The sequence below is a fragment of the Spiroplasma ixodetis genome (genome assembly GCF_040369795.1).
Lineage (GTDB): Bacteria > Bacillota_I > Bacilli_A > Mycoplasmatales > VBWQ01 > Spiroplasma_E > Spiroplasma_E ixodetis_B.
The window spans coordinates 966,908-992,452 of record NZ_AP028955.1 but is presented as its reverse complement, the minus strand read 5'-3'; the positions used below and the strand labels follow the sequence as shown (position 1 = coordinate 992,452).

The window sequence follows — 25,545 nt, the reverse complement described above, 5'->3', positions numbered from 1 at the left end:
TTAAGAGGGGTGATAAAATGGAAGTAAATATTGAAAAACAGAACTTACAATATTCTGTTGAAATGGAAGGTATTACTAAAGTTTTTTTAGATACTATTATTGCTAACAATAATATTTCTATTAAAATTAAAAAAGGAGAAATTCATTCTTTGGTTGGTGAGAATGGTGCAGGTAAATCGACACTAATGTCAATCTTATTTGGACTATATCAACCAACAAAAGGTATTATTAAAATTAATGGTAAAGAAGTAGTAATATCAGGACCAATTAGAGCAGGTGAATTAGGTATTGGAATGGTACATCAACATTTTAAATTAGTTGATAACTTCACTATTTTACAAAATATTATTTTAGGTAGTGAACCAGTTCATAAATGACAGTGAATTAATTATAAAAAAGCAAAATCTAAAATTTTAGAAATTTCAAAAAAATATAAATTAGACATTAAACTTAATTTAAAAATTGAGAATGCTAGTGTTGGTATGCAACAACGTGTTGAAATTTTAAAAGTTCTTTATCGTGGCGCTAGTATTATTGTACTTGATGAACCAACCGCGGTTTTAACACCACAAGAAATTACTAGTTTATTAACAATTATTGAAGAACTTAGACGTGATGGTAAAACTATTATTTTTATTAGTCATAAATTAGAAGAGGTTAAACAAGTTGCTGATAATGTTACAGTAATTCGTTTAGGTAAAGTTATTGAAACTTTTGAATCTAAGAGTAAAACTAAAGAAGAAATTGCTACTTTGATGGTTGGTAGAGATTTAGTTGATATTAGAAATCAAGGTAATGTTGTATTAGGACCAGTATTATTAAAAATTGATAATTTATTTGTTCATAAAATTGGTAATAAGAAATCAATAATGGGTCTTTCTGATTTTAGTTTAGAAGTTAAGTCACGAGAAATTGTGGCTATTGCCGGTATTGAAGGTAATGGTCAAACCGAATTAATTTCAGCAATTACTGGTTTAATTAAGCCAGAAAAAGGTGATATTTTTTTTGGTAATAAGAATATGAAACACAGTTCAATTCAAAGTTTATATAAAAGTGGTTTAAGTCATATTCCTGAAGATCGTCATAAATATGGACTTGTTTTAGATTATAATGTTATTGATAATATGGTTTTACAAAATATTAGCGAATATCCTTTTTCTAAGCATGGTTTGATTCGCAGTAAAGCTATTCAATATTATGCACAAAATATTATTAATAATTATGATGTTCGTGGTAGTAAAAGTGGTTTTGCTTTAGTTAGAGGCTTGTCGGGTGGTAATCAACAAAAAGCGGTTGTTGGTAGAGAATTAACAAGAAAACATACAATTTTAGTTGTTGCTCAGCCAACACGTGGCTTGGATATTGGCGCTATTGAATATATTCATAGTCGTATTCTTGAGGAAAAAAATGAAGGTAATGCAGTATTATTAATTTCTTATGAATTATCAGAAGTTATGTCATTAGCAGATCGAATTGTTGTTTTACATGCTGGTAAAATTACTGGTAATGTTAGCGCTAAAAACGTTACTCGTGAACAGTTAGGATTAATGATGGTGGGACAAAAAATGTTAATGGAAGGAAATGAAGATAATGTTTAAACAAAAAACATGATTTTTAAAACGACGAAGTCGTTTATATCTTGGTTCAAAAGAAATGAATAGTAGTCTTACTAAATTTAAGGGTTCAATTTTTGCCATTATTTTTGGATTAATTATTGCTTGTTTTGTTATAATTGGTTCAGGTCAAAATGCTTTTACTTATTTTCAGTTGTTATTAACATATGCTTTTACAAGTTGGCCAGCTAATAATTGAGATAATACTTTAGTTTGATGAGCAATTTATATTGTAGCAGGATTAGCACTAGTTATTTCTTTCCGCTCAGGAATGTTTAATATTGGAGTTGCTGGTCAAATGTTAGCAGCAGGAGCTGTTGTTATCGCAATTGGTGTTCGTTATGACTTATCACAACCATTAGCTATAATTAGCGCGTTTTTTGCTGGAGTATTAGCAGCAATATTGGTGGCGTTGGTAACAGTGTTATTAAAAGTTTTTTTTAATGTTCATGAGGTTGTTACTTCTATTTTATTAAATTGAACAATTTGATATTTAGTAAAATGACTATTTAAAATCGATAAAGATTTATATGATGCTGATCACGGAACATCAGCAACTATTCATGATAGTATGAGTATGAGTATTAATGGTTATAATTGTATAATACCATTATTAATTTCTATTATTTTAATAATAACAGTTTGATTCTTATTGAAAAAAACAACTTTAGGTTATAAAATTCGAACAGTAGGTTTAAATCCATTTGCTGCTGTTTATAGTGGTATTAATCATAAACATTATTGCATAACATCATTTGTTATTTCAGGAGCATTAGTAGGAGTAATGGCTGTTATTTATTACATTGCCAAAAATCCTTCAATTAGTTTTTTAACTGATGATTTGCCGACTATTGGTTTTGATAGTATAGCTGTTGCTTTAGTTGGTCAAATTAATCCAATAGGTGTTGTGGGTTCTGCTTTTCTTTGAGGTTTAATTAAGAGCGGTGGTTCAATTGGTTCAGTATTAACATTACCAACAGCAACTGGTGATATTATTTTTGGTGTTATTATTTATTCAGCTGCCTGTGCAGTTTTATTATCTCGTTTACAGCCAATTAAATTTTTAATTCGTTATTTAAATATAGCCCTTGATGGAGAAAAACGAAAAGTTACAAATAGTTTTATTGCCAAGATGTACTATCATTTTATTGAAAATTTTAAAATAAAGAGACAATATAATAAGTTAAAATCAGATTTAATTAAAGAAAAAAATATTAAAATTAATCACTTAAAGATAGAATATAATAAATCACTATCAGATTATGAGTCAAAAGTTAAAAATTTAAAACAAAATCTTTCGCAAGAAATTAATAAAGTTAATAGTGATATCAACTTACAGTTACAAGCAGTTATTAATAATAAAAATGATAAAGTTGGTGTTAATTGAGCACAATTTTTCCAAGAAAATAAAGCTTTAAATCATTATATATATAAACAATATAATGCAATTTGAAAAAAAGGTAAAATTGGTAATTGAAATAATTTTCAACAAGAAATAAAAACGATTTATGGTGAAAGTTTAAATATGTATATTAATGAAAAAATGAAATATGAAAATAATGTTTATAACTATAAGCAAGATTTAATTCGAGAAATAACATTATTAAAAAAACAAAAAGCAATATTAGATAAGTCAAGAGTAAAAGACTTAAAATTAAATCTTTATCGAGAAATTAATAAATTGAAACAAGAATTAAGTGATGAATTAAAGTCATTAAAAAATCAAAAAGTTAAAACTGACGATAAAAAAATAAAAAAACAATTAATTTTAGCAAAACATCAACTTCAAACTAATTATAAAAATAATATTAAAGAGTTAATTAAAAATTATAAAATTAACAAACAGCAATTAAAAAGTCAAATTATCCCAATTAATAGTAATATTAATATATTAACCAAACAATTTACTAAAAAAGCTGAAATTGAAAAGACAACTTTTATTAATAAATTTACTGATATATTTAAAAATGAACAACAAGCAATTATGAAAATAAAAACCGAAAGAACAGGAGAAAAAGTTAATGGAAGCACTCAAAATAATTCTTGAACATTCTAGTTTAATTTTTGTTGTTTTAGTACTTGGTGCATTATCTGGATTAATTTCAGAACGTGCTGGTGTTGTTAATATTGGTATTGAAGGAATGATGACAATTGGTGCTCTTGCTTTTTCTTCATTTGGGAAAAATATAGGTGTTAATTGAGGTAATTGATCACAAATTATTGCTTTATTAGTAGGTGGATTAGCGGGAATGGGATTTGCTTGTTTCCATACTTTTGCATCAGTTACTTTAAAATCTGATCAAATTATTTCTGGCGTTGCAATTAATATTTTAGCAGCAGCAATTGCAGTTTTTGTTGTTCAGTTACCAGGGAATAATGGTTTTATTTCATTAACAAATATTTATCAATTACCAAAAATTGGTAATAATGAATTTTTTAATTTATATTTATTTTTAGCAATTATATTTTTAGTAAGTATTGCTATTATTTTGAAATATACTAAATGAGGATTACATCATGTTGCGACTGGTGAAAATCCCAATGCAGTTGATGCTGCGGGAATTAATGTTATTAAACAACGATATGTTGCTGTATTATTATCTGGTTTTTTGGCAGGAATTGCTGGTGGTATTTTTCCAATGTATGCTAGTCAAACTTTTCGTGGGACAGTTAGTGGAAATGGTTTTATTGCTTTAGCTATTTTAATTTTTGGACAATGAAGGGTACCATTGATTACAATTGGTGCTGCCTTATTTGCTATTGTTGAAACAACAGGTGCCAGAATTACGTTTTTACCAAATATTCCTCAATGAATATCAAGTAATTCTGATATATGGAATATATTGCCTTTTGTAACATCTTTATTAGTTTTAGTGTTTACATCAAAATGAAGTAAAACACCAAAAGCATTGGGTATTGCTTTCAATAAATCTAAACGATAAAATTAGTTATTAATAATTTTAATGATGAATTAATTTTGAAATTAAATTTTACTTTTTTAGTAATATTTTCCAAGACTTAATTAAAAATATAATAAAAAATAAAAAATTTTATGGTTATTTTATTAAGAATTTGAAAAAAATTCACAATAATAAAGTTTTATTTATCAAAAAAAAATAAATATAATTTTTGATAGATAGAAAAATGTGGTAAAAGTTTAAATTAAATTAATTATGTTTATAGAGGGGAGCAAAGCATATGGATAATGAAAGTATAGTTATTAATGTACCTTATTTATTTCAAAAAAATAAAGAAAAAAGACAATAATATAAACAAAGGCCTGAAGTGAAAGCAAGGAGAAGAGAATATGATAAAAAAAGATATCAGCTTATTAAAGAAAAGCAGTGAGAATATAAAAAAAATGATATCAACGCAATAAAAAAAGGCAACAAGAATATAGAAAAAAATGATATCAACTTAATAAAGAACTGGAACTAAAAAATAGTAAATTATGATATCAACGCAATAAAGAAAGGCAAAAAGAATATAAACAAAGGCCTGAAGTGAAAGCAAGGAGGAGAGAATATGATAAAAAAAGATACCAAGTTAATAAGCAAGAAAAGCAAAAACAAAGAGAATTACAATCTGTGGATGGGTGACACTTTATTGGATACTAATTACGTAGACAAGTGAACAAATTAGTTAAAAGAAAGGAATTATAATTACGGCCAATATTAACCCATATTCAGATGAATTAAAAAAACAAATAGCAGCTTTATATCAAAGTGGTAAGTCAGTGTCTTGTCTTGCTAAAGAGTACAATGTTACAAGAGCAGCTACTTATAATTGAATTAAGCAATTTACTAATTCAGGCAGTTTTAAAACCAAAGATAACCGTTCTGTTGAAGAAAATGAATTAATTAAATTAAGAAAAGAATTAAAACAATTAAGAATGGAAAATGATATTTTAAAGCAAGCAGCACTAATAATACGCAGAAAATAGAAATTATTACTAAAAATAAAGTTAAATATAAAATTCGTACAATGTGTCGTTTTTTAAAAATCTCTAAATCAACATATTATTTTAATTTCAAGAAAAAAGAAGATAAAATTCAAAATAATATGTATGATGAAGCTGTTATTAGCGCTTTTAAAGAAAATAAAGAAGCTTATGGAACAAGAAGATTAAAAGTTGTTCTAAAAGAAAAGAAAATTAATTTATCAAGACGAAAAATTAAAAAAATTATGAATAAACATAATTTAATATCAAAATACACTAAATTATCATACAAAAATTATCATAATAAAGTCAATGATAGTCAAATTACTAATCTTGTTAATAGAGACTTTAATAATAGGCTTAAAAACGAAGTTATTGTTAGTGATTTAACTTATGTTCAAGTTAATGGTAAATGAAACTATATTTGCTTATTAATCGACCTGTACAATCGCGAAATTATTAGACATAGTGTAGGTACTAAAAAAGATGCATCATTATTATATCAAGCATTTATGTGCTCAAATCGTTGTTTAAAAGATATTCAAATATTTCATAGCGATCGCGGTAATGAATTTAATAAGAAAATTATCACCACATGTACTAGTGTCGAGGAAAAAATGAATTGAAATAATTTTTCAATAGCATATTTCAAAATGAAAACGATTGTTTGAAATATATAGCGAAGTTGAAAGTAATGAAATGTATCAGGTGCGCTTCTTCTAGTTTGAATGTTTCTGATTTGAGAAGAATAAGATGTTTGAAATGTCATCAAACATTTAGTATTCTTCATGAAACCATTTTTCACAAGTCACAAACACCTTTGACATCTTGGTTTTATCTCATCTTTAGATGAATAAACACAAAGCATGGTATACCATCAACAGATGTTGCAAGGGAATTGGGTGTGACATATAAAACAGATTGAAGAATGGGTCATTAAATCAGAACTAGAATTTGGAATCAAGATGTAGGGTTCATTGATGATGGCACAGCACAGATGGATGAAATGTATCTTTCACATGTAGGTTTTAAAAAACAAGAAAGATCATTGTTGAATAAAACCTTGATTGTTGGAGTTGATGAGAAAGCCAGCAACAAACTAATTGTGAAAGTATTGAAAAAAGCAGATGAGAAAAACCTTTTATGATTTGCATTGAAACACATTTCTACTGGGTGTTGTCTATTTACGGATTCTTGGAAGGGATATGGAAGTTTCAAAAACTTCTATCACAAACATGAAATCGTAAATCATGAAGTTGGGTATGTGTCATCAACAGGTGTAAACACAAACCAGATTTAATCTGAATGAAAACATATCCGACGAACTTTCCAAACACAGATAAAAGCTTCAAAACACAATATTCATTTATATGCAAAAGAAACTGCATATAAATTCAATAAGATACCTAGTTTTGAAACTATAATTTTGTGTTTGATTTAGATAGATGTGGGGATAATTTCCTATATAGGCTTTTATCTCCATTTATGTGATAAAATTTAAAAATAGTACATAAAGGGATAAAAGCCTTTAATAATAAAACTATTGATAAACTTTTATTAGCCTTAGATATTACCCGCTCTTTAAGCAAAAAAGGTTGTCCTTATGATAACGCTTTTGCTGAAGCAACTTTCAAAACAGAATTTATTAATGATAAAAATTTTACATCATTAATCCAATTAAAATTAGAATTATTTGATTGTATCAATTGATACAACAACATAAGAATCCACAGCACTCTAAACTACTTAACCCCCATAAAATACCAAGCACAAATGTCTACCAAAAAACAGTCCTAAAAAAGGTTACCATTCCAGTTTAGTAATCTGTGTAACTTACAAAAATAACTATGTTTAATTAATTATAGTAAATAAAATTAAATAAATAGAAAGAGTGAGTTACGTATGTCTAAAAAACAAAATATTAATAATAATGATCCAATATCAAAAGCAGTAGATTTATTACTAGAAAATACTGAAGATTTAACAAAAGTTTTTAAAGAGGGAGGTTTATATAAAAGACATATTCCGTAAATAAATTTAATCAATTGTCAATAATAATATTTATAAATTTTTTATTGTTAATAATTATAGAAGTTAATATTTTTAAAAAAATACTTTAAAAATAAATTTATATTTCAAACACAAAAATTGTTAATATTATTTTTATATTAACTTGATAAAAATTTAAATTTTTAAAAAAATATTTTTAATATTTTTTTATTTTAATGGTTTTGTTTTATTAAAAATTTCACAAAGTAAGTTAAATCTTAAGTACATAAGTCTAAATATACTTTTTCTACATTTATTTATTAAAATTTTGAATCTTTTTAATCAAGCAAAAACATGTTCAACTTTAATTCTAATTTTTGAAATAATTTTATTGTAGATTTTTTCTTGTTTAGTTAATTTTTTATTTTTAGTTTTTTTAATTGGTAATATAGTATTTTTATAAATATTTTGTATTCCTTGATATCCCAAATCACCAATAATTATTGTTTTTTCTGAAAATTCAAGATTTGAATTTTTTAATATTTGAAAATCATGTACTTTTCCATTATCAGCAAAAATATCAACAATTTTTTTATTAAAAAAGTCATATATAATTTGAAATTTTATAGAAAACATTCAACTTTTACCAGAAAAATATTCTAACTGTAGTTTTTTTATTTGGTCTTTCAATTTCAATTTCAGTTGAATCAATTAAATAAAATTGAAATTCATTTAAATCTTCTTGTTTTTTTCTCAATTTTTGATTTATATTTTGTTTTTAAAAACTGATAATCTTTGTCATCACTAAGTTTATTTTCTACTCAAGTAATATTTCGAAAACAACTTGATGCACTCATTTTATATTTAATACTCATTTGGAAAAAAGTATAATATTCTTTTCAGTATACTAAAGTCATCATCAATCTTTCTTCAACTGAAAGTTTATATTTTCTACCTTTAGTTTTTTTAAATTTTCTATTTCAATTAATTTTGTTAACATTTCATCAAAATGAAAACGTTTTATACCAAAATATCTATAAAATTGTTCATTTTTTATTTTTTTTAAATTTTCAAAATTCATTTTTATCAACACCTTATTAATTTATTAATAAAGAAATTATAAAATAAATTTTAAATTATTAATTGACTTTTAAAAAATTTATTTACGGAATATGTCTAATATAAGAAAAATATTACCGAATTATTGACCAAATATTAAAAAAGCGATTGATTTTCTTTTTCAAGATATAAGTAAACATTACTTTAGTTAGCTATAAAAGAAGAATTTATGAATATTTTAATGAAGAATTACAAAAATGAATTCGTTTTTGTTTAGTTGATGAAATATTACAATTACCTAAATATAAAAGAATTGGTGAAGATATTGAAGATAATATTATTGAAAATTTTGCAGATGGCAAAAGATATCATGATATTTGTGCTATTTGTAAAAAAATGTATTAGTGTTAGTAGCATTCATAGAGTTTTTAAAAATTTCGAAATACTTGAAGCAAACCTAGTTAAAGTAAAATTAGAAAAAAATCAACCTATTTTTGTAGCGATTGATGATGTTCATCTAAAATTTTGAAATTTTAAACGTAAGGGTATAAAACAATCTATTAGATTAATAGTAACATATACAGATAATATTAATCACAAAGCACAAAATAAAAGAGTAAAAGCGATTATAAGACCAACAAGAACAGCAATTGGAGTTAAAAAAACTGCTGAATTTGTTAAAGATCATTGTCAAAAATTTTATTAAAATATTGAACAAGCCAAAATAATTATTTGTGGAGATAGCGCAGGATGAATTAAAGATGTAGCAGATTATTTAGGTGCACAGTTTGTTTTAGATAAATTTCATTTAATTAGAACATTATATCTTGGAATCATGGTCGGAAATAAAGGAAAATATTTAAAAGAATATAATCACTGTAAAAATTTAATTAATAATGGTCAATATGAACAATTAATTAATTATTTATATAAAGAATTAGATAATCATAAAAAATTAAAAAAACAGTATTTCAAAAATAATAAACAAGGCATTGAAAATCAAGGCGAAAAGTGAAATATTGGTTGTTTTACAGAAACTAATATTTGACATGTTTTAAAAGAAATGCTTGGTAATAGAACATATAATATTTTGATTTACATTAAAATGGTTATTTTTAAATGTAATAAGATAAATTTAGAAACATAATTTAATGAATGTAATAATTACTTATTATTTCACAATTTGCAATAGCATCTCAAAAATTATTATTTTTTATTTTTCTTTTTAAGCCAATAATGAAAAAAGTTAATGTTATAATTATAAATATAAAAATCGGCATCACTATTATTAATAAAATAACTCCAATTTGCAATTGAATTCAATTATAATAATTATGATTATTTTGAAAAATATGAAATAAACATATATGATTTGCACAATGACATAAAATAAAATATGTACTATAAATTTTTAAAATATTAAATCCATTTGTAATTTTAATCTGTTCATAATTATTATAACTAAAATTTGAAATACCAATTAATATTAAAGCAGTAATAGTTATTAAAATAGTTAAAAAAAATATTAATACAGTTATTAACTGTAATTTTTTAATTGCTTTAAGTTTCATCTTTAAATTTTCCTTAATTTTTAGAATAAGTTTAACACCTAGATAACTTAATTATAAGTATTTTATTTGCAATATTTTAAAAAAAATATATTATTTAAGTACAATTTCATAAAAATCTAAATTATTTCTTGTCTAACATAATAATAAGATTACAATAATTTAATTTATTCCGGATTTTCGACAATCTCCCTAATTTTTCTCATTAAAAATATATTTTTTGTTTTAAATATTTTTAATTTTAAGAAGAATTTTTCATTTTTCTTTGGCATTCTTCTATTTCTTTTTTATTTCCTTTAGTTAAATTTTTAAACATTTATGTTTCCCACCTTTTTAAAATAAAAACTCATTTACTTTAAAATAAAGTAATGAGTTTTTATATAAACTAAACATTATTTAGTTTTAGTAAATTATACTAAAAAAACTAATAAGGTGTTGATTAAACTTTTTTAGATTATTTTTTATTTTCTTTAATTAGTATGAAAAGTTGTAAAATTAAATTTAATTTTTAAAATAAAACCAGTCATTAAAAATATTAATGTTGTTACTAAATTAACAATATATTATAATAACTATTATTATTTAAAAAAAGGAGAATATATGGAAAATAAAGAAAAAATTCCAACAGCTCATATTAAAGCTGCTCTTGATCAAATTGCAAAAGTAGTAATTATGCCAGGCGATCCATTACGTGCTCAATTCATTGCTTCTAATTTTTTACAAGATTGAAAACAAGTAAATAATGTTCGTAATATGCTAATGTTTACTGGAAAATATAAAGGATATAATATTACTATTGCTGCTAGTGGTATGGGTATGCCTTCAATTGGTATATATTCATATGAGTTATTTAAATTTTATGATGTTGACTGTATTATTCGTGTTGGTAGTGCTGGTTCATATCAAAAAGATGTTAAAGTTTATGATATTATTAATACTAATAAAGTATATAGTGAATCTACTTTCGCTAAATATGCTGCTAATATTGATGAAAATCAAATTGAATCTGTTGGTAATATTAGCAAAATTATTAATAAAGTGGCACAAAAAATTGATAATGAATTTGATCAGCAAAAAAATGAAAATTCTTCGTATATAGTAAGTGAAAAAATAAATTTAAGATCAGGTTTAATTCATTCAAGTGATGTATTTTATCGTATTAATGATAATGATTATAAAACCAATCCTTTAATTAGCAAATGCTTAGCAGTAGAAATGGAATCTTTTGCTTTATTTGCTAATGCAAAACATTTAGAAAAAAATGCTGCTTGTTTATTAACGATTTCTGATTCTTTTATTACCGGTGAATCGATTTCAGCAACATTACGCGAAACTAGTTTTAAAAAAATGATGATTTTAGTTTTAGAATCAGCAGTTGCTTATTATAAAGAAGAGGATATTGATGATAATCTTAGCAATAGAAACTAGTTGTGATGAAACTAGTGTTGCTGTTATTAAAGATAAAAATGTTTTAAGTAATATTATTGCTTCACAAATTAATATTCATCAACAATATGGTGGTGTTGTTCCAGAATTAGCAGCACGAGCTCATAGTAAAAATATCGCTACTGTCTTACAAACAGCAATTGAAAAATCTAACATTTCAATTATGGATATTGATTTTGTTGCTTATACTAATACTCCTGGTCTTGCTAGTTGTTTACACGTAGGTAAAATTATAGCAGAAACTATCGCTGCTTATTTAGAAAAGCCATTGCTTCCATCTAATCATTTGTATGGACATTTGTATGCTTCTTTAATTAATAATGAATGAGAATTTCCAGTACTTGGTTTATTAGTTAGTGGTGGTCATACACAGTTGATGTCGGCAAATGAACATTTAAATTTCACTATACTTGGTCAAACATTAGATGATGCTGTTGGTGAATGTTATGATAAAGTCGCAAGAATGTTAGGCTTAAAATATCCCGGTGGTCCTGAAATTGAACGAAGTGCTAAATTGGGAAAGCCAACTTATAAATTACCATTACCTAAAAATGATAATAGTTTAGATTTTAGTTTTAGTGGTTTAAAATCAGCATGTGCTAATTTGATAAATAAAGAAAAAGGTAAGTTACAATTTAATAATTTTGCAGCTTCTTTTCAAACAACAGTTATTCAAGTGTTAATTAACAAAATTGAATTAGCATTAAAAAAAAATAATCCAAAAACTTTAGTTTTAGCAGGAGGAGTTAGTGCTAATCAGCAATTAAGATTAGCAGTATTAGATTTAAAAAATAAATATCCAAATTTAAAAATAATTGTTCCAAAATTAGAATACTGTACTGATAATGCAGCAATGATTGGTATTATTGCAAGTTATCAAATTGAACATAAGTAAGGGTGAACTCATGATTATTGGTATTATTGGTGAAGCGGGAGTAGGCAAGACAACCGCTACAAATTTTTTTCAAAATAAAGGTGCGTATGTTATTTTTGCTGATAAAGTTGTTAAACATATTTATACACTAAAAGAAACAAAAAAAGCATTAATTAATGAATTCGGTAATACTTTTATTAATAGTGATAAAACAATTAATAAAATAAAATTACGGTATGAAGCGTTTCAACACCCTCACATTTTACGTAAATTAGAAAATATTATTTGACCAAAAATGGTAAAAATCGTTGAAGAAGATATTATTCATAATAAAATACACCAAGAATTAATTGTTATTGATTGTGCAGTATTATTTAATACAAATTTAAATTTATTAGTTGATAAAATTATTTTAATTGAGGCTGAGGAAGATAAAAAAATCCAACGAATAAAAGAACGTGATAATGTTAATGATTTACAAGTTATTTCACTATTAAATCAACAAAAAAAATATTTAATTTGAAATAAAGATATTGATTTTATTATTAAAAATAACGGTACTATTAATGATTTTATTAAACAATTACAAAAAGTTGAAAAAAGTTATTAACAAATAAAGTATAAAGATTAATGTCTTTTTACTTTAAAAAACAATAGTAAAATAGACATATTCCGTAAATAAATTTAATCAATTGTCAATAATAATATTTATAAATTTTTTAGTGTTAATAATTATAGAAGTTAATATTTTTAAAAAAATACTTTAAAAATAAATTTATATTTCAAACACAAAAATTGTTAATATTATTTTTATATTAACTTGATAAAAATTTAAATTTTTAAAAAAATATTAAAAATATTTTTTTATTTTAATGGTTTTGTTTTATTAAAAATTTAACAAAGTAAGTTAAATCTTAAGTACATAAGTCTAAATATACTTTTTCTACATTTATTTATTAAAATTTTGAATCTTTTTAATCAAGCAAAAACATGTTCAACTTTAATTCTAATTTTTGAAATAATTTTATTGTAGATTTTTTCTTGTTTAGTTAATTTTTTATTTTTAGTTTTTTTAATTGGTAATATAGTATTTTTATAAATATTTTGTATTCCTTGATATCCCAAATCACCAATAATTATTGTTTTTTCTGAAAATTCAAGATTTGAATTTTTTAATATTTGAAAATCATGTACTTTTCCATTATCAGCAAAAATATCAACAATTTTTTTATTAAAAAAGTCATATATAATTTGAAATTTTATAGAAAACATTCAACTTTTACCAGAAAAATATTCTAACTGTAGTTTTTTTAGTTGGTCTTTCAATTTCAATTTCAGTTGAATCAATTAAATAAAATTGAAATTCATTTAAATCTTCTTGTTTTTTCTCAATTTTTGATTTATATTTTGTTTTTAAAAACTGATAATCTTTGTCATCACTAAGTTTATTTTCTACTCAAGTAATATTTCGAAAACAACTTGATGCACTCATTTTATATTTAATACTCATTTGGAAAAAAGTATAATATTCTTTTCAGTATACTAAAGTCATCATCAATCTTTCTTCAACTGAAAGTTTATATTTTCTACCTTTAGTTTTTTTTAAATTTTCTATTTCAATTAATTTTGTTAACATTTCATCAAAATGAAAACGTTTTATACCAAAATATCTATAAAATTGTTCATTTTTTAATTTTTTTAAATTTTCAAAATTCATTTTTATCAACACCTTATTAATTTATTAATAAAGAAATTATAAAATAAATTTTAAATTATTAATTGACTTTTAAAAAATTTATTTACGGAATATGTCTAATATATTAAATTATTTTTGTATATTAAAATGAAAATTTTCATAATAAAAAAATTAAGAATAATTTTAAAATAGTTGAGGTTAAAAAAATACATAGTAATGTTTTTATAAATTACCAAAATTGTTTTTCTTGTAGTAGAATATTTATACAACTAAATAACAAGGAACTTTAGATGTTCGGGAAAAAGATGAGAATTCTTTGCTGCCCCAGCAACTGTGATGTTGATGAACGTTACAAAACCATTGAAGATAAAACTTTGAGAAGGGTAACAAGTAAAATGAAGCTAAGCCAGTAGACCGGTCTAATTTTTTAAGTGATATTATATTCCTGGGTGTGAATTAATGATTATTTTTAATAATTACTTTTATTTTTTAATATTTGTAATTTTAATAAAGTAATTTTTAATAATGACAACATCCTTTATATAATATAGGGGATGTTTTTAGTTGTGTAATTAAGTAGAGAGGTAATAATAAATGGCAAAAGATAACAAATATTTTCAACAATCACAGTCACCATTAGAGTATATTATGAAAAATTTTAATGGAAAAATGCGATCTGTAAATTGAAATGTAATCAATGATGAAAAAGATTTAGAGGTTTGAAATCGTATTACTCAAAATTTTTGGTTACCAGAAAAAATTCCTGTTTCTAATGACTTGACTTCTTGAAAAACATTAAATCCAAAATGACAAGAGTTAATAACAAGAACATTTACAGGTTTAACTTTATTAGATACAATTCAAGCAACGGTTGGTGATATTGCACAAATACCTAATTCTTTAACTGATCATGAACAAGTTATTTATACAAATTTTGCTTTTATGGTAGCAGTTCATGCTCGATCATACGGAACAATTTTTTCAACTTTATGTTCTAGTAAGCAGATTGAATCTGCTCATGAGTGAGTAATTAATAATGAAAGTTTACAAGCCAGAGCACGTGCACTAATTCCTTATTATACAAGTGATGATCCTTTAAAATCGAAAGTAGCTGCCGCTTTAATGCCAGGTTTTTTATTATATGGTGGTTTTTATTTACCATTTTATTTATCTGCTCGTAGTAAATTACCTAATACTTCAGATATTATTAGATTAATTTTACGTGATAAAGTTATTCATAATTATTATAGTGGCTATAAATATCAAAGAAAAGTTGAAAAATTACCAAAAGAAAAACAAGAAGAAATGAAAAAATTTGTATTTGATTTATTGTTTAAATTAATTGATTTAGAAAAGGAATATTTGACAGAATTATATCAAGAATTTAATTTAGCTGAAGACGCTATTAAGTTTAGTTTATATAATGCTGGTAAGTTTTTACAAAATTTAGGATATGATTCACCTTTTAGTGAAGAACAAACAAGAATTAAACCGGAAATTTTTAATCAATTATCAGCTCGAGCTGATGAAAATCACGATTTCTTTTCAGGTAATGGTTCATCTTATGTAATGGGCATTACTGTAGAAACGCAAGATGAAGATTGAGAATTTTAATTTTAAAGGAGAAAAAAATGCATAATGATGTTGTAAAAGTTTCAAACCAAAAAATATTAAAGCCAGAAGGAAAAATTCATGTTGTTTATTTTTCTTCTTTGTCAAATAATACTCATCGTTTTATTCAAAAATTAGAGGTTTTAAATTCAAGAATTCCTCACGATTTACAAGAGGAAATTTTAGTTGATAAAGATTATGTGTTAATAACACCAACATATAGTGGGGGTGGTGATATTAAAGAAGGGGCGGTTCCTAAACAGGTAATTAAATTTTTAAATAATAAGCAAAATCGTAATTTTTGTCGTGGTGTTATTGCGTCGGGGAATACTAATTTTGGCGATACTTTTGCAATTGCTGGGCCAATTCTTTCAAAAAAATTAAATGTCCCACTATTATTTCAATTTGAATTATTAGGAACTCATAATGATGTATCAACAATAAAAAATATATTAGTAGATTTTTGAGATAAAGATAAAAAAAATACTAATGAAATAAATACTTTATCTGGAACTTTAGAAAGTGATGAATATGTTACTTTAAATGCTAGAGCAAAAACTACTAATAATGCACAATTTGATTTGCAAGCAGCACAATCTTATATGAAAAATCATATTAAACTAAATTTATTGCTTTTTAAAACAGTTAAAGAAAGAATAGAATATTTAGTAAAAAATCAATATTATGATGAAACAATAATTAATAAATATTCAATTACGGAAATTGAACGATTAACAAATGAAGCATACAGTTTTAATTATCAGTTTACAAGTTTTATGGGTATTTTAAAATTTTATAATTCTTATGCTTTAAAAAGTTTTAATGGTAAACAATATTTAGAAAATTATGAAGATAGAGTTGTTATGAATAGTTTATTTTTTGCTGATGGTAATATTGAACATGCTAGTAAAATTTTAAGACAAATTATGTCTGGTAGATTTCAACCAGCTACTCCCACATTTTTAAATGCAGGGAAAAAACAAAGAGGCGAATACACTTCATGTTATCTTTTACGAATTGAAGATAACATGGAATCAATTGCTCGCGCTATTACCACTTCATTACAGTTATCAAAACGTGGTGGTGGAGTTGCTTTGTGTTTAACAAATTTAAGAGAATTTGGAGCGCCAATTAAAAATATTAAAAATCAAGCAACAGGGGTTATCCCGGTTATGAAAATTCTTGAAGATTCATTTTCATATGCTAATCAACTAGGTCAAAGACAAGGCGCTGGGGCAGTTTATTTAAATGTTCATCATCCAGATATTATGTTATTTTTAGATTCAAAGCGTGAAAATGCAGATGAAAAAATTCGTATTAAATCAATGTCTTTAGGAGTAGTTATTCCTGATATTACTTTTGAATTAGCAAAAAATAATGAACAGATGGCACTTTTTAGTCCTTATGATATTGCAAAAGTTTATGGTAAAGCAATGACAGATATTTCTATTACTAAAGAGTATTATAATATGTTAAAAAACCCTGATATTAGTAAAAATTTTATTAGTGCTCGCAAATTATTTCAAATGATTGCTGAATTACATTTTGAAAGTGGATATCCTTATTTATTATTTGATGATACAGTAAACAAAAATAATGCTCATCCTGGTAGAATTGTTATGAGTAATTTGTGCAGTGAAATTATTCAAGTAAGTACAGCTAGTGAATTTAATAGTGATTTAAGTTTTAAAGAAATTGGTGAAGATATTAGTTGTAATTTAGGAAGTATTAATATTGCAAAAGTAATGGAAAGTGGAAGTGAATTTGGTGAAGTTATTTTTCAAGCAATTCATTCATTAGACCACGTATCAAGAAGTAGTGATTTTTCTAGCGCTCCATCAGTTGCATATGGAAATAAAAAAAATCATGCTTTGGGTTTAGGCGCTATGAATTTACATGGATTTTTAGCAACAAATCATATTTTTTATGATTCAAAAGAAGCAATTGATTTTACTAATATTTTCTTTTATGTTATGGCTTATTATGCTTTTAGTGCTTCAAATAAATTAGCATTAAAATTCGGAAGTTTTAGTGGATTTAAAAATTCAAAATTTGCTGATGGTTCATATTTTGATAAATATATAAAATGTCAGTCAGATAAATGAACTCCTGAAACAAAAAAAATACAAGAATTATTTGCAAAATATAACATTATGATTCCAACTCAGAAGCAATGAAAAGAATTAGTAATAAAAATTAAAGAAACGGGATTGGCTAATTCACATTTAATGGCAGTAGCACCCACTGGTTCAATTAGTTATTTATCTTCATGTACACCAAGTCTACAACCAGTAGTTGCTCCTGTTGAGGTACGAAAAGAAGGGAAATTAGGTCGTGTTTATGTTCCTGCTTATAAGATTGATGATAATAATTTAGCATATTACACTGCAGGTGGATATGAATTAGGACCTAATCCAATTATTGATATTGTAGCAGCAGCACAACAACACGTTGATCAAGCAATTTCTTTAACTTTATTTATTACTGATAAAGCGACAACTCGTGATTTAAATAAAGCTTATATTAGAGCCTTTAAAAAAGGTTGTTCATCAATTTATTATGTTCGTATTCGTCAAGAGGTTTTAGAGGATAGTGAAAATTATCAATGCAATGTTTGTGTTGTATAAATTAATTAGATTATTGAATAGTAGTTTCAAGTAATAAATAAATTTGTAACAAATTTAGTAATATATTATTTATTTAATTTAAAAAATAGTGAAATTTTATTTTGGAATATAGGATTTTTAAAAAAAATTAAAAAATACATAGTAAATTTTAAAATTAAAGTTATAATAATAATTGTAAAAAAAATAATTATTATTATAACTTTGGAGTGGTACTCAAGAGGCTTAAGAGGACTGATTGCTAATCAGTTAGGACGGGAAACTGTCGCGAGAGTTCGAATCTCTCCCATTCCGCCATTATTTAAAAAGCATTAATTGCTTTTTTTACTTTTAAATAATAAATTTATTAATAATTAGATATAATTTAATAAAGAACTCTTTATATTAAGGAGAAATCATGCGTAAACGAGTAAACTTACTTTTATCATTAATCTTATATATTGCTTTGATTGCAACAATAGTTTTCGTTATATTTAATTATATTAAATATTCATGAATTATTTTGATGATAATTATTACTTTAACTATTTTAACCGGTATTATTATTTTTATTACCAATCGTATGCAAGATGCAAAACTATCATGAATTATGGTTACCTTATGTTTGCCAATCATCGGTATTTTTTTATATTGAACTTTTGGTCGTCCTTATCGTTATCGACGAAAACAAAAAGCTTATTTAAAAACAAATAGTTATTTTTATACCCAAGAAGATTGAACTTTTGCTAATTCAATTTTAGAATCAAAAAAAATAACTTTGAGTGATGATACTTTATCTTTATTTAACTATACAACAAGAATTTCTCATCGACCATTTTATAATAATAATGATGTTCAAATTTTAAATAATGGTCCTAATAAATTTGTTAAATTAATTGAAGATTTAAAACAAGCAAAAAGTTATATTTTTATTAATTATTTTATTCTTGGCGAAGGGGAACTATTAGAAGTAATTATTAATGTTTTAAAAGCAAGGATTGAAGCAGGAGTTAAAGTTTATATGATTTATGATGCTGTTGGTTCATATTTTAGTTTATCTAAATATAAAATATGAAAAATGAAAAAAATGGGAATTATTATTCATAAATTTTCACCAGTTAGATTACCATTTATGACAGGAAATTATAATTTTCGTAATCATCGTAAAGATATCATTATTGATGGGAATATTGGCTATGCTGGCGGAGTTAACTTAGCAGATAACTATATTTATCTTTCTGCAAAGTATGGCTTTTGAAGAGATACCCAAATTAGAATTGTCGGGGAAGTTGTTAAATCAATTGATTTAATATTTAGACAAGATTGGCATTTTATTACTGGTAATATTATCGATATTAGTGCTGAAAAATCTGAAATAAAAATTAAAAATAATATTATTGTCCAAGTAATTGATGATGGACCGATTACTAAAGAAACAATTCAAAAAGATTTATTTATTAAATTTATTAGTAATGCTAAAAAGCGAGTTTGAATTAGTACTCCTTATTTAATTCCAACTAGCGATTTAATTACTGCATTGCGTAATAGCGCTTATTCTGGTGTTGATGTTAGATTATCATTACCCGGAATTACTGATAAATTTTTATCATTAGATATGTCAAGAACTTATTATGATTCATTGATTGAGTCAGGTGTTAAAATTTATGAATATAATAATGTTTTTAACCATTCTAAGTCTGGTATTTTTGATGATGATATTACTATTATTGGTTCAACTAATTTTGATTATCGTAGTCTTTATTCAGATCATCAAACTTTAGTAATTGTTTATGATAGTAAAACAAATAGTGATTTATCTGCTTCATTTGAAAAAGATTTTATTCATTCTAGTTTAATTATTAGTAATCCACTACTACATCGTAGTTTTGCCTATCGGGGTGTATTTTTATTATTACTTAGAATTTTAGCGCCATTATTTTAAAAAAATTTAGTATAATTAGGTAAATATTAATAATAAGGTGGTCATAATTTATGGGTTGAAGTCGACGAATTAAAAAAATTAAAGAATATTTTAGCGATGAAAATCAACCTAATTTGGATATTTCTAAATTATCAGAAGACAATGAAAAAAAAACTCCTTTTTTTAATAGGTTTAAAAAACAAAAAAAATCTAATAAATCTTCTACCTTAACGAATAATAAAAAGCGCAATAATATTTTTTTAAATTTTAGAAGAAGATCAACTATTCAAATTATTAAACATTTAGAAAATAAAAATATTTTTAACTTATTTTTTTATACTGATGTTAGTAACATTACATTAATATTAGAACAAGGAATTAAACCTTCTTCACAAATTAAATTATTGCCAAAGCAAGAATATATTGTTTGAACTCATTTAGAACACACTACTTATTTAGAATTAGAGTTAGGTAATTCAACACGTCATTTTTTTTGAAAGTGATGTGCAGAGCAAAATGTTGATGTTAATAAAATAACTATTATTTCTGTTGATATTCATAAATTATTTCAAAACACTGTTAAAGATTGAGGTTTAAATGTTGATACTAATCGTGTTCAAATATATGAAACAATTCCTGTTGAAGCTATTGATTGAATTTTGGTTAAAGATCGCAAAATGTTTCGTTTAGCTAAATTATATATTGATAATCAAAGACTAAAGTTAAAACTTTTCCAAGGAAATAATGGTAATATTACTTTAGGTTCTGATTAAATGGAGGTGAAATTATGCGTTGATCTACAATTGTAATTATTGCTTTAATTCCTTTTATGACAATAATAATTATTTTATTTATGCGTTTAAATCATCGTAATAATCAATATTATAACGTTATCCATGGTGATTTGTTAAGTTTAGTTCCATTGAAAATTGATTTAAAAAATGAAATTATTACTTTTTCTGAACGCTTAGAAGTTTTAAATCGTAAAAAACGAATTTCATTGTTTGTATTTAAATCAATGATGAATCGTAAAACTAAAGTAAAAATTGAAATTTTTATTCAAGATTTATTAGTGAATAAAGTTCCATTTGAGCCATGTCATTTTTCGGTTTCCTTTCAATTAGGAAGTAAAGTTATTGTTTATGATTTATCAATTGATTATTTTGATAATAATAAAGTTTTGTATGGTCAAATGCAAAGTAATATTCGTTATAATCGTTTTGCTATTTCACAAGCAATTATTTTACAACAAAATGAGTTAACAGTGGTAAAGTCATTTTTTGTGCAAACTATTTTAGATAATTTTAGTCAAAAAAAATATAATAAAAAAATAAATAGTCAATTTGAATATATGATTTTAATAAAAATAAAAAATTATTTAGCATTAGAAAATATTTTAACTCTTAATAATATTGAACGAATGGAATTATTAATTTCATATTATAGTAAAATAACTTTAGGATTAGATAATACTATTATTTGTAAATATTATGATGGTCAGTTTTTAATTTATTCTAGAAATAAGAAAATAAATTTATATCGATTCCAAAAAAAAATAAATAGTTATATTAAACGTAATTTAGTAGAAAAAAGTAGTTATTTGCAGATTCAAAGTCAAATATGATGTGTTTATGCTTCAGTAAAAACTGATGCTTCAAATGTCTATATATTATATAATAAAATTATTGATAAGAATCAATTAGAAGTAGTACAAAGTAGAGACTTAATTGAAATTAAATTGAAGACAAATGATATTTTAAATTATCCTGATTATAATCACTATTCACTTCTACAATCAGAGCAAATGGAAAAATTATTAAGTGTTAGTATTAGACCAGTATATAAAAGTGATAATTCAAATGAGCCAAATTGTTACTATGCTTGATGAAATTTTGTTAAAAACTCTTATTATGTTTCGTTTATTGTTTTGATGCGTAATATTCAAGATTCAGGATTGTGATGAAAACTAAATGAACCTTTATTTATTCAAACATTTGAAAAATTTGCGAAATTAAAACAAGAAAAAAACCTTATTCTTCCTGTTAGTTTAATTGAGTTACAAGATAAAACTATTTTAACAAAGTTGATTGCTCTTGTTAATAAGAGAAAAAATCTTTTTGAAAATTGTGATTTAATTTTTGATTTTCAAGATATTGGTGAAATTAATAGTTGGAATAAGTATGATTCAATTATTAAAACTATTCGTAGTAATAAAATAAAAATTTCTTTTACTCATGATTTACGTCATATTGATAATTTTAAATTAATTAATCATTTTAAGCCTGATTATGTAGTTTTAACTTCTAATTTATTAGAACAAGTTACTTTTAGTTTTAGTAAATATATTGATGTTATTATTTGCTTGCATTATTTAAGAATTTTAGGTATTAAAAATATTTTAGCTCGTGGTATTATTAATGTTCCTGAAATTATTGTTTTAAAAGGATTAAAGGTTGACTATTTACTAGGAAAAGTATTAGAATCAGAACAAGCAAATAAAGTGCTAGATGCTTTAAATTATCCAAATTATTGGAAATGACATAAAAGTCAATCAACGAAAGGTGAATAGATCATTATGAATAATGCAAAGAATAAAAATATTACAGCAAGAGAGATTGATTTTGCCAAATGATATACTGATGTTATTAAGCAAGCAGAACTTTGTGATTATGGTGCAGAAAATGGTTCGGCAGCCGGTACCATTATTTTTCGTCCTCGCGGATATGCAATTTGAGAAAATATTCAACATTTATTAAATCAAAAATTTAAAATTTTAAATATTGAAAATGTAATGTTACCACTTTTAATTAGTCAAAAAGCATTTCAAGTTGAAAAAGATCATATTGATGGTTTTGCACCAGAATGTGCAACTGTAACTAAAGTTGGAAATAATCAATTATCAGAAGAACTAATTATTCGTCCTACTTCAGAAGTTTTATTTTGTCGTCATTTTTCAAAAATAATTAGTTCATATAAACAATTACCATTATTATATAATCAATGATGTAATGTTGTTAGATGAGAAAAAAATACAAAACCATTCTTAAGAACTAGTGAATTTTTATGACAAGAAGGACATACAATGCATAATAACGATGAAGAAGCAAAAAACTTTACATTAAAAATGATTAAGTTGTATGCTGATTTTGTTCAAAAACAATTAGCAATTAAAGTTATTGTTGGCGCAAAAACAATTCACGAACGTTTTGCTGGGGCAAAAATGACATATACAATTGAAACTATGATGCAAGATGGACAAGCATTACAAGCCGGTACTAGTCATTATTTTGGCCAAGAGTTCACAAAGGTATTTAATATTAAATTTAGCAATAAAGACAATAAACAAGAATTAGGATATCAAACATCATGAGGTGTATCGACAAGATTAATTGGCGCTTTAATTATGGCACATAGCGATGATCTAGGTTTAGTATTGCCATCTACAATTGCACCGCATCAGATTATGCTTTTAAATTTATCACCTAAAAGTGATAAATTTAAAATAACTGTTGAAAGAATATTTAAAATTTTAAGTTCTCATTTCCGAGTATTAATAAATGAAGATAATAAAAGTTTTTCTTATAAGAAAATTGAAAGTCAAATTAAAGGTATTCCAATTACTATTGCAATTGGTGAGCAAGAAATTAAAAACCAAGTAATTAAATTAATTTTACGTCATAATTTAGATACTATTGATGTTGAAATGAATAATGAAAAATTATTAGTAACAACTATTATTAATCAATTAAATAAATTAAATAAATCTTTATTTAATAGTTCACAAAAAAAAATAAATACAAGTTTAAAAGAATTAACAGATTTTAATGAATATCATAAATTAGTTAAAATTCATAAAGGTTTCTTTATTGTACCTTTTTGTGATCAAATAAAGTGTGAAGAAGAAATTAAAAGTTTAACTGGTACAACATCACGTTGTATTCCTTTAGAACCATATAAAAAACCAAGTAATTGTTTTAAGTGTCAAACTCCTAATAGTGTCTGAACTTATTTTGCAAGATCATATTAAATAGTAAGTTAAATAGAAATAAAATAGAGGAAAAATAATTATTTGTTTTTAAATTATTATTGAGGTGATAATAATGAAAGAACAGATAAGTGCTGATAAGCAACTAATTGCTGCTATTTTTGTTAAATATGAACAAGCGAAATTAACATTAGCAAATAATAATTTTAAAGAAAATTATGTTTTGAAAGAGGATACTGTTCACTATGCTAATAAGATAGTGATAAATAAGGATTTAAAAAATTATGAAAAACATGTGCAAATTGTTGATACAGTTTTAGCATTATTACCAAAAAATGAATATAGTTATATTATTAGAACGTTCTTAGTTAAATCAAATAAAAATTGATGAAAAAAAATATTATCATATCAAAGAATATGAAAAATTAGAAAAAACGGCTATTAAGCGTTTTTTATACTTATATTTAATTTAAGGATATAAAATGAATATTAATAGCATTGATTTATTGAATTCGCGTAGTTTTTTAGAACAAAAGATGAATTTAACGAGTGATGTAAAAAACAGCCCCATTTATGAAAAAGAATTATTTTTAATTCCAAGATTTACAGTGGTTGGCTTTCCGATCCAAACTTTGCAAAAAAGCAGTTATTATTATATTGAACTTCAAATTGTAGAAGCATATAGTTATGATTGTGATATTAACAAAGAACCAAGTGAATTATTACTTGACGATGTAACGTTTCAATATGATTTGAATTATAGTAATATTAAGCAAGCAATTGGCCAACTTGTGATATCTAAATCAATTAAGTGATGATTTTTTACTTCTTCATATTTAGAATTACTTGAAAATAATAAACTCGGTCCATATGCTGATATTTCTTTTTTTGCATATGGTTATGAAAACTTATAAGATAATTTTACCAGCAATAGCAATTAAAAAAGATAATGTAAATATTTTAAATTATAGTTTTAATTGTAAAAAACCTAGTAATTTAAAGGAAAATCGTCATATTAATAATAAACATAATTATGGATCACTTAGTTTTTATTTTAATAGTAATCCACAGTATCAATTACAAATTAAACCAAAAATGTTTATTACAACAAATTTTAATTTAGAAATTAAAAATCCTATTATTTTAACGACAAATTTCTCTGATAAAAAATTTTATCATATTTTTTCTAAAACGATTATGAAGAACATGATAGTTGGTGGATAATCAAGATTAGATGAGG

Annotated in this window: 27 protein-coding genes, 1 tRNA gene, 1 pseudogene and 1 riboswitch; of the genes and pseudogenes, 23 read left to right on the top strand and 6 right to left on the bottom strand. The window is 24.1% G+C overall.

The genetic code is table 4. From position 1 onward, the window contains the following. Positions 1 to 17: 17 nt before the first annotated feature. The 9 genes and pseudogenes from ABWV63_RS07090 to ABWV63_RS07050 all read left to right on the top strand — a co-directional run bounded on the left by ABWV63_RS07090 (position 18) and on the right by ABWV63_RS07050 (position 7,584). Positions 18 to 1,598 (top strand): ABC transporter ATP-binding protein, encoded by a 1,581-nt coding sequence (locus ABWV63_RS07090; protein ID WP_353305776.1) that lies wholly within the window; start codon positions 18 to 20, stop codon positions 1,596 to 1,598. Beyond that, the gene (locus ABWV63_RS07085) at positions 1,591 to 3,669 is read left to right on the top strand and encodes a hypothetical protein (RefSeq protein ID WP_353305775.1); all 2,079 of its coding nucleotides are present in this window, start codon (positions 1,591 to 1,593) and stop codon (positions 3,667 to 3,669) included. The genes ABWV63_RS07090 and ABWV63_RS07085 overlap by 8 nt, the downstream gene beginning before the upstream one ends. Next, positions 3,635 to 4,555, top strand: coding sequence for an ABC transporter permease (locus ABWV63_RS07080; RefSeq protein ID WP_353305774.1), 921 nt, complete (start codon positions 3,635 to 3,637; stop codon positions 4,553 to 4,555). The genes ABWV63_RS07085 and ABWV63_RS07080 overlap by 35 nt, the downstream gene beginning before the upstream one ends. A gap of 794 nt (positions 4,556 to 5,349) precedes the next feature. Beyond that, positions 5,350 to 5,556, top strand: a complete 207-nt coding sequence (locus ABWV63_RS07075) for a hypothetical protein (RefSeq protein ID WP_353305773.1) — start codon at positions 5,350 to 5,352, stop codon at positions 5,554 to 5,556. A gap of 41 nt (positions 5,557 to 5,597) precedes the next feature. Continuing rightward, entirely contained in the window at positions 5,598 to 6,233 is a 636-nt protein-coding gene (locus ABWV63_RS07070) for a DDE-type integrase/transposase/recombinase (RefSeq protein ID WP_353305772.1), read from the top strand. A gap of 14 nt (positions 6,234 to 6,247) precedes the next feature. Further along, positions 6,248 to 6,493 (top strand): hypothetical protein, encoded by a 246-nt coding sequence (locus ABWV63_RS07065; protein ID WP_353305771.1) that lies wholly within the window; start codon positions 6,248 to 6,250, stop codon positions 6,491 to 6,493. Between the two features lie 57 nt (positions 6,494 to 6,550). Then, the gene (locus tag ABWV63_RS07060; RefSeq protein WP_353305770.1) at positions 6,551 to 6,853 is read left to right on the top strand and encodes a transposase; all 303 of its coding nucleotides are present in this window, start codon (positions 6,551 to 6,553) and stop codon (positions 6,851 to 6,853) included. Positions 6,854 to 7,080: 227 nt separating this feature from the next. Further along, positions 7,081 to 7,350: pseudogene (locus ABWV63_RS07055) on the top strand (IS3 family transposase); the annotation flags it as partial. 105 nt (positions 7,351 to 7,455) lie between these two features. Then, positions 7,456 to 7,584 (top strand): hypothetical protein, encoded by a 129-nt coding sequence (locus ABWV63_RS07050; RefSeq protein ID WP_353305769.1) that lies wholly within the window; start codon positions 7,456 to 7,458, stop codon positions 7,582 to 7,584. A 186-nt stretch (positions 7,585 to 7,770) separates the two neighbouring features. On the opposite strand, the gene ABWV63_RS07045 is transcribed toward ABWV63_RS07050, so the two are convergent. From ABWV63_RS07045 to ABWV63_RS07035, 3 genes are read right to left on the bottom strand one after another with little or no spacing between them, the layout of a single operon-like run. Further along, entirely contained in the window at positions 7,771 to 8,178 is a 408-nt protein-coding gene (locus ABWV63_RS07045) for a transposase family protein (RefSeq protein ID WP_353305654.1), read from the bottom strand. Between the two features lie 38 nt (positions 8,179 to 8,216). Further along, positions 8,217 to 8,465 carry a transposase family protein gene (locus ABWV63_RS07040; RefSeq protein ID WP_353305768.1) on the bottom strand — a complete coding sequence of 83 codons (249 nt, stop codon included), beginning with the start codon at positions 8,463 to 8,465 and terminating at the stop codon, positions 8,217 to 8,219. Next, the gene (locus tag ABWV63_RS07035) at positions 8,450 to 8,623 is read right to left on the bottom strand and encodes a hypothetical protein (protein ID WP_353305767.1); all 174 of its coding nucleotides are present in this window, start codon (positions 8,621 to 8,623) and stop codon (positions 8,450 to 8,452) included. The genes ABWV63_RS07040 and ABWV63_RS07035 overlap by 16 nt, the downstream gene beginning before the upstream one ends. Positions 8,624 to 8,956: 333 nt before the next feature. Here ABWV63_RS07035 and ABWV63_RS07030 point away from each other — a divergent pair, with 333 nt between their 5' ends. Next, positions 8,957 to 9,307: a hypothetical protein gene (locus ABWV63_RS07030; RefSeq protein ID WP_353305766.1), complete on the top strand. Its 351-nt coding sequence runs from the start codon at positions 8,957 to 8,959 to the stop codon at positions 9,305 to 9,307. A 129-nt stretch (positions 9,308 to 9,436) separates the two neighbouring features. Continuing rightward, positions 9,437 to 9,748 carry a hypothetical protein gene (locus ABWV63_RS07025; protein ID WP_353305765.1) on the top strand — a complete coding sequence of 104 codons (312 nt, stop codon included), beginning with the start codon at positions 9,437 to 9,439 and terminating at the stop codon, positions 9,746 to 9,748. A gap of 1 nt (position 9,749) precedes the next feature. Here ABWV63_RS07025 and ABWV63_RS07020 read toward each other — a convergent pair whose 3' ends face one another. After that, the gene (locus tag ABWV63_RS07020; RefSeq protein WP_353305764.1) at positions 9,750 to 10,172 is read right to left on the bottom strand and encodes a hypothetical protein; all 423 of its coding nucleotides are present in this window, start codon (positions 10,170 to 10,172) and stop codon (positions 9,750 to 9,752) included. A gap of 597 nt (positions 10,173 to 10,769) precedes the next feature. Here ABWV63_RS07020 and ABWV63_RS07015 point away from each other — a divergent pair. The 3 genes from ABWV63_RS07015 to coaE are packed head-to-tail and all read left to right on the top strand — an operon-like array spanning position 10,770 to position 13,099. Next, positions 10,770 to 11,597 carry a purine-nucleoside phosphorylase gene (locus ABWV63_RS07015; RefSeq protein ID WP_353305763.1) on the top strand — a complete coding sequence of 276 codons (828 nt, stop codon included), beginning with the start codon at positions 10,770 to 10,772 and terminating at the stop codon, positions 11,595 to 11,597. Continuing rightward, positions 11,572 to 12,510, top strand: a complete 939-nt coding sequence (gene tsaD, locus ABWV63_RS07010) for a tRNA (adenosine(37)-N6)-threonylcarbamoyltransferase complex transferase subunit TsaD (protein ID WP_353307213.1) — start codon at positions 11,572 to 11,574, stop codon at positions 12,508 to 12,510. The genes ABWV63_RS07015 and tsaD overlap by 26 nt, the downstream gene beginning before the upstream one ends. A gap of 10 nt (positions 12,511 to 12,520) precedes the next feature. Further along, positions 12,521 to 13,099 carry a dephospho-CoA kinase gene (gene coaE / locus ABWV63_RS07005; RefSeq protein ID WP_353305762.1) on the top strand — a complete coding sequence of 193 codons (579 nt, stop codon included), beginning with the start codon at positions 12,521 to 12,523 and terminating at the stop codon, positions 13,097 to 13,099. A 284-nt stretch (positions 13,100 to 13,383) separates the two neighbouring features. Here coaE and ABWV63_RS07000 read toward each other — a convergent pair whose 3' ends face one another. Continuing rightward, entirely contained in the window at positions 13,384 to 13,761 is a 378-nt protein-coding gene (locus tag ABWV63_RS07000) for a transposase family protein (protein WP_353305761.1), read from the bottom strand. 7 nt (positions 13,762 to 13,768) lie between these two features. Continuing rightward, positions 13,769 to 14,206, bottom strand: coding sequence for a transposase family protein (locus ABWV63_RS06995; RefSeq protein WP_353305692.1), 438 nt, complete (start codon positions 14,204 to 14,206; stop codon positions 13,769 to 13,771). Between the two features lie 233 nt (positions 14,207 to 14,439). Further along, positions 14,440 to 14,623: riboswitch (cobalamin riboswitch) on the top strand. A gap of 156 nt (positions 14,624 to 14,779) precedes the next feature. Here ABWV63_RS06995 and nrdF point away from each other — a divergent pair. The 9 genes from nrdF to ABWV63_RS06950 all read left to right on the top strand — a co-directional run bounded on the left by nrdF (position 14,780) and on the right by ABWV63_RS06950 (position 25,219). Then, a complete protein-coding gene (nrdF, locus tag ABWV63_RS06990; RefSeq protein ID WP_353305760.1) occupies positions 14,780 to 15,799 on the top strand; it encodes a class 1b ribonucleoside-diphosphate reductase subunit beta in 1,020 nt (339 codons plus the stop codon). A 17-nt stretch (positions 15,800 to 15,816) separates the two neighbouring features. Further along, positions 15,817 to 18,423 carry a class 1b ribonucleoside-diphosphate reductase subunit alpha gene (nrdE, locus tag ABWV63_RS06985; RefSeq protein WP_353305759.1) on the top strand — a complete coding sequence of 869 codons (2,607 nt, stop codon included), beginning with the start codon at positions 15,817 to 15,819 and terminating at the stop codon, positions 18,421 to 18,423. Positions 18,424 to 18,626: 203 nt separating this feature from the next. Continuing rightward, positions 18,627 to 18,717: transfer RNA gene (locus tag ABWV63_RS06980), tRNA-Ser, on the top strand. A 100-nt stretch (positions 18,718 to 18,817) separates the two neighbouring features. Next, positions 18,818 to 20,341, top strand: coding sequence for a cardiolipin synthase (cls, locus tag ABWV63_RS06975; protein WP_353305758.1), 1,524 nt, complete (start codon positions 18,818 to 18,820; stop codon positions 20,339 to 20,341). 50 nt (positions 20,342 to 20,391) lie between these two features. Beyond that, complete coding sequence (locus ABWV63_RS06970) at positions 20,392 to 21,093, top strand: acetyltransferase (protein ID WP_353305757.1); 702 nt, start codon at positions 20,392 to 20,394, stop codon at positions 21,091 to 21,093. A gap of 14 nt (positions 21,094 to 21,107) precedes the next feature. Further along, on the top strand, positions 21,108 to 22,889 hold the full coding sequence (locus ABWV63_RS06965; RefSeq protein WP_353305756.1) for a hypothetical protein: 1,782 nt from the start codon (positions 21,108 to 21,110) through the stop codon (positions 22,887 to 22,889). A gap of 6 nt (positions 22,890 to 22,895) precedes the next feature. Continuing rightward, positions 22,896 to 24,347, top strand: a complete 1,452-nt coding sequence (gene proS / locus ABWV63_RS06960; RefSeq protein WP_353305755.1) for a proline--tRNA ligase — start codon at positions 22,896 to 22,898, stop codon at positions 24,345 to 24,347. A 73-nt stretch (positions 24,348 to 24,420) separates the two neighbouring features. Beyond that, entirely contained in the window at positions 24,421 to 24,750 is a 330-nt protein-coding gene (locus tag ABWV63_RS06955; RefSeq protein WP_353305754.1) for a hypothetical protein, read from the top strand. Between the two features lie 37 nt (positions 24,751 to 24,787). After that, positions 24,788 to 25,219, top strand: coding sequence for a hypothetical protein (locus ABWV63_RS06950; protein ID WP_353305753.1), 432 nt, complete (start codon positions 24,788 to 24,790; stop codon positions 25,217 to 25,219). Positions 25,220 to 25,545 lie beyond the last annotated feature (326 nt).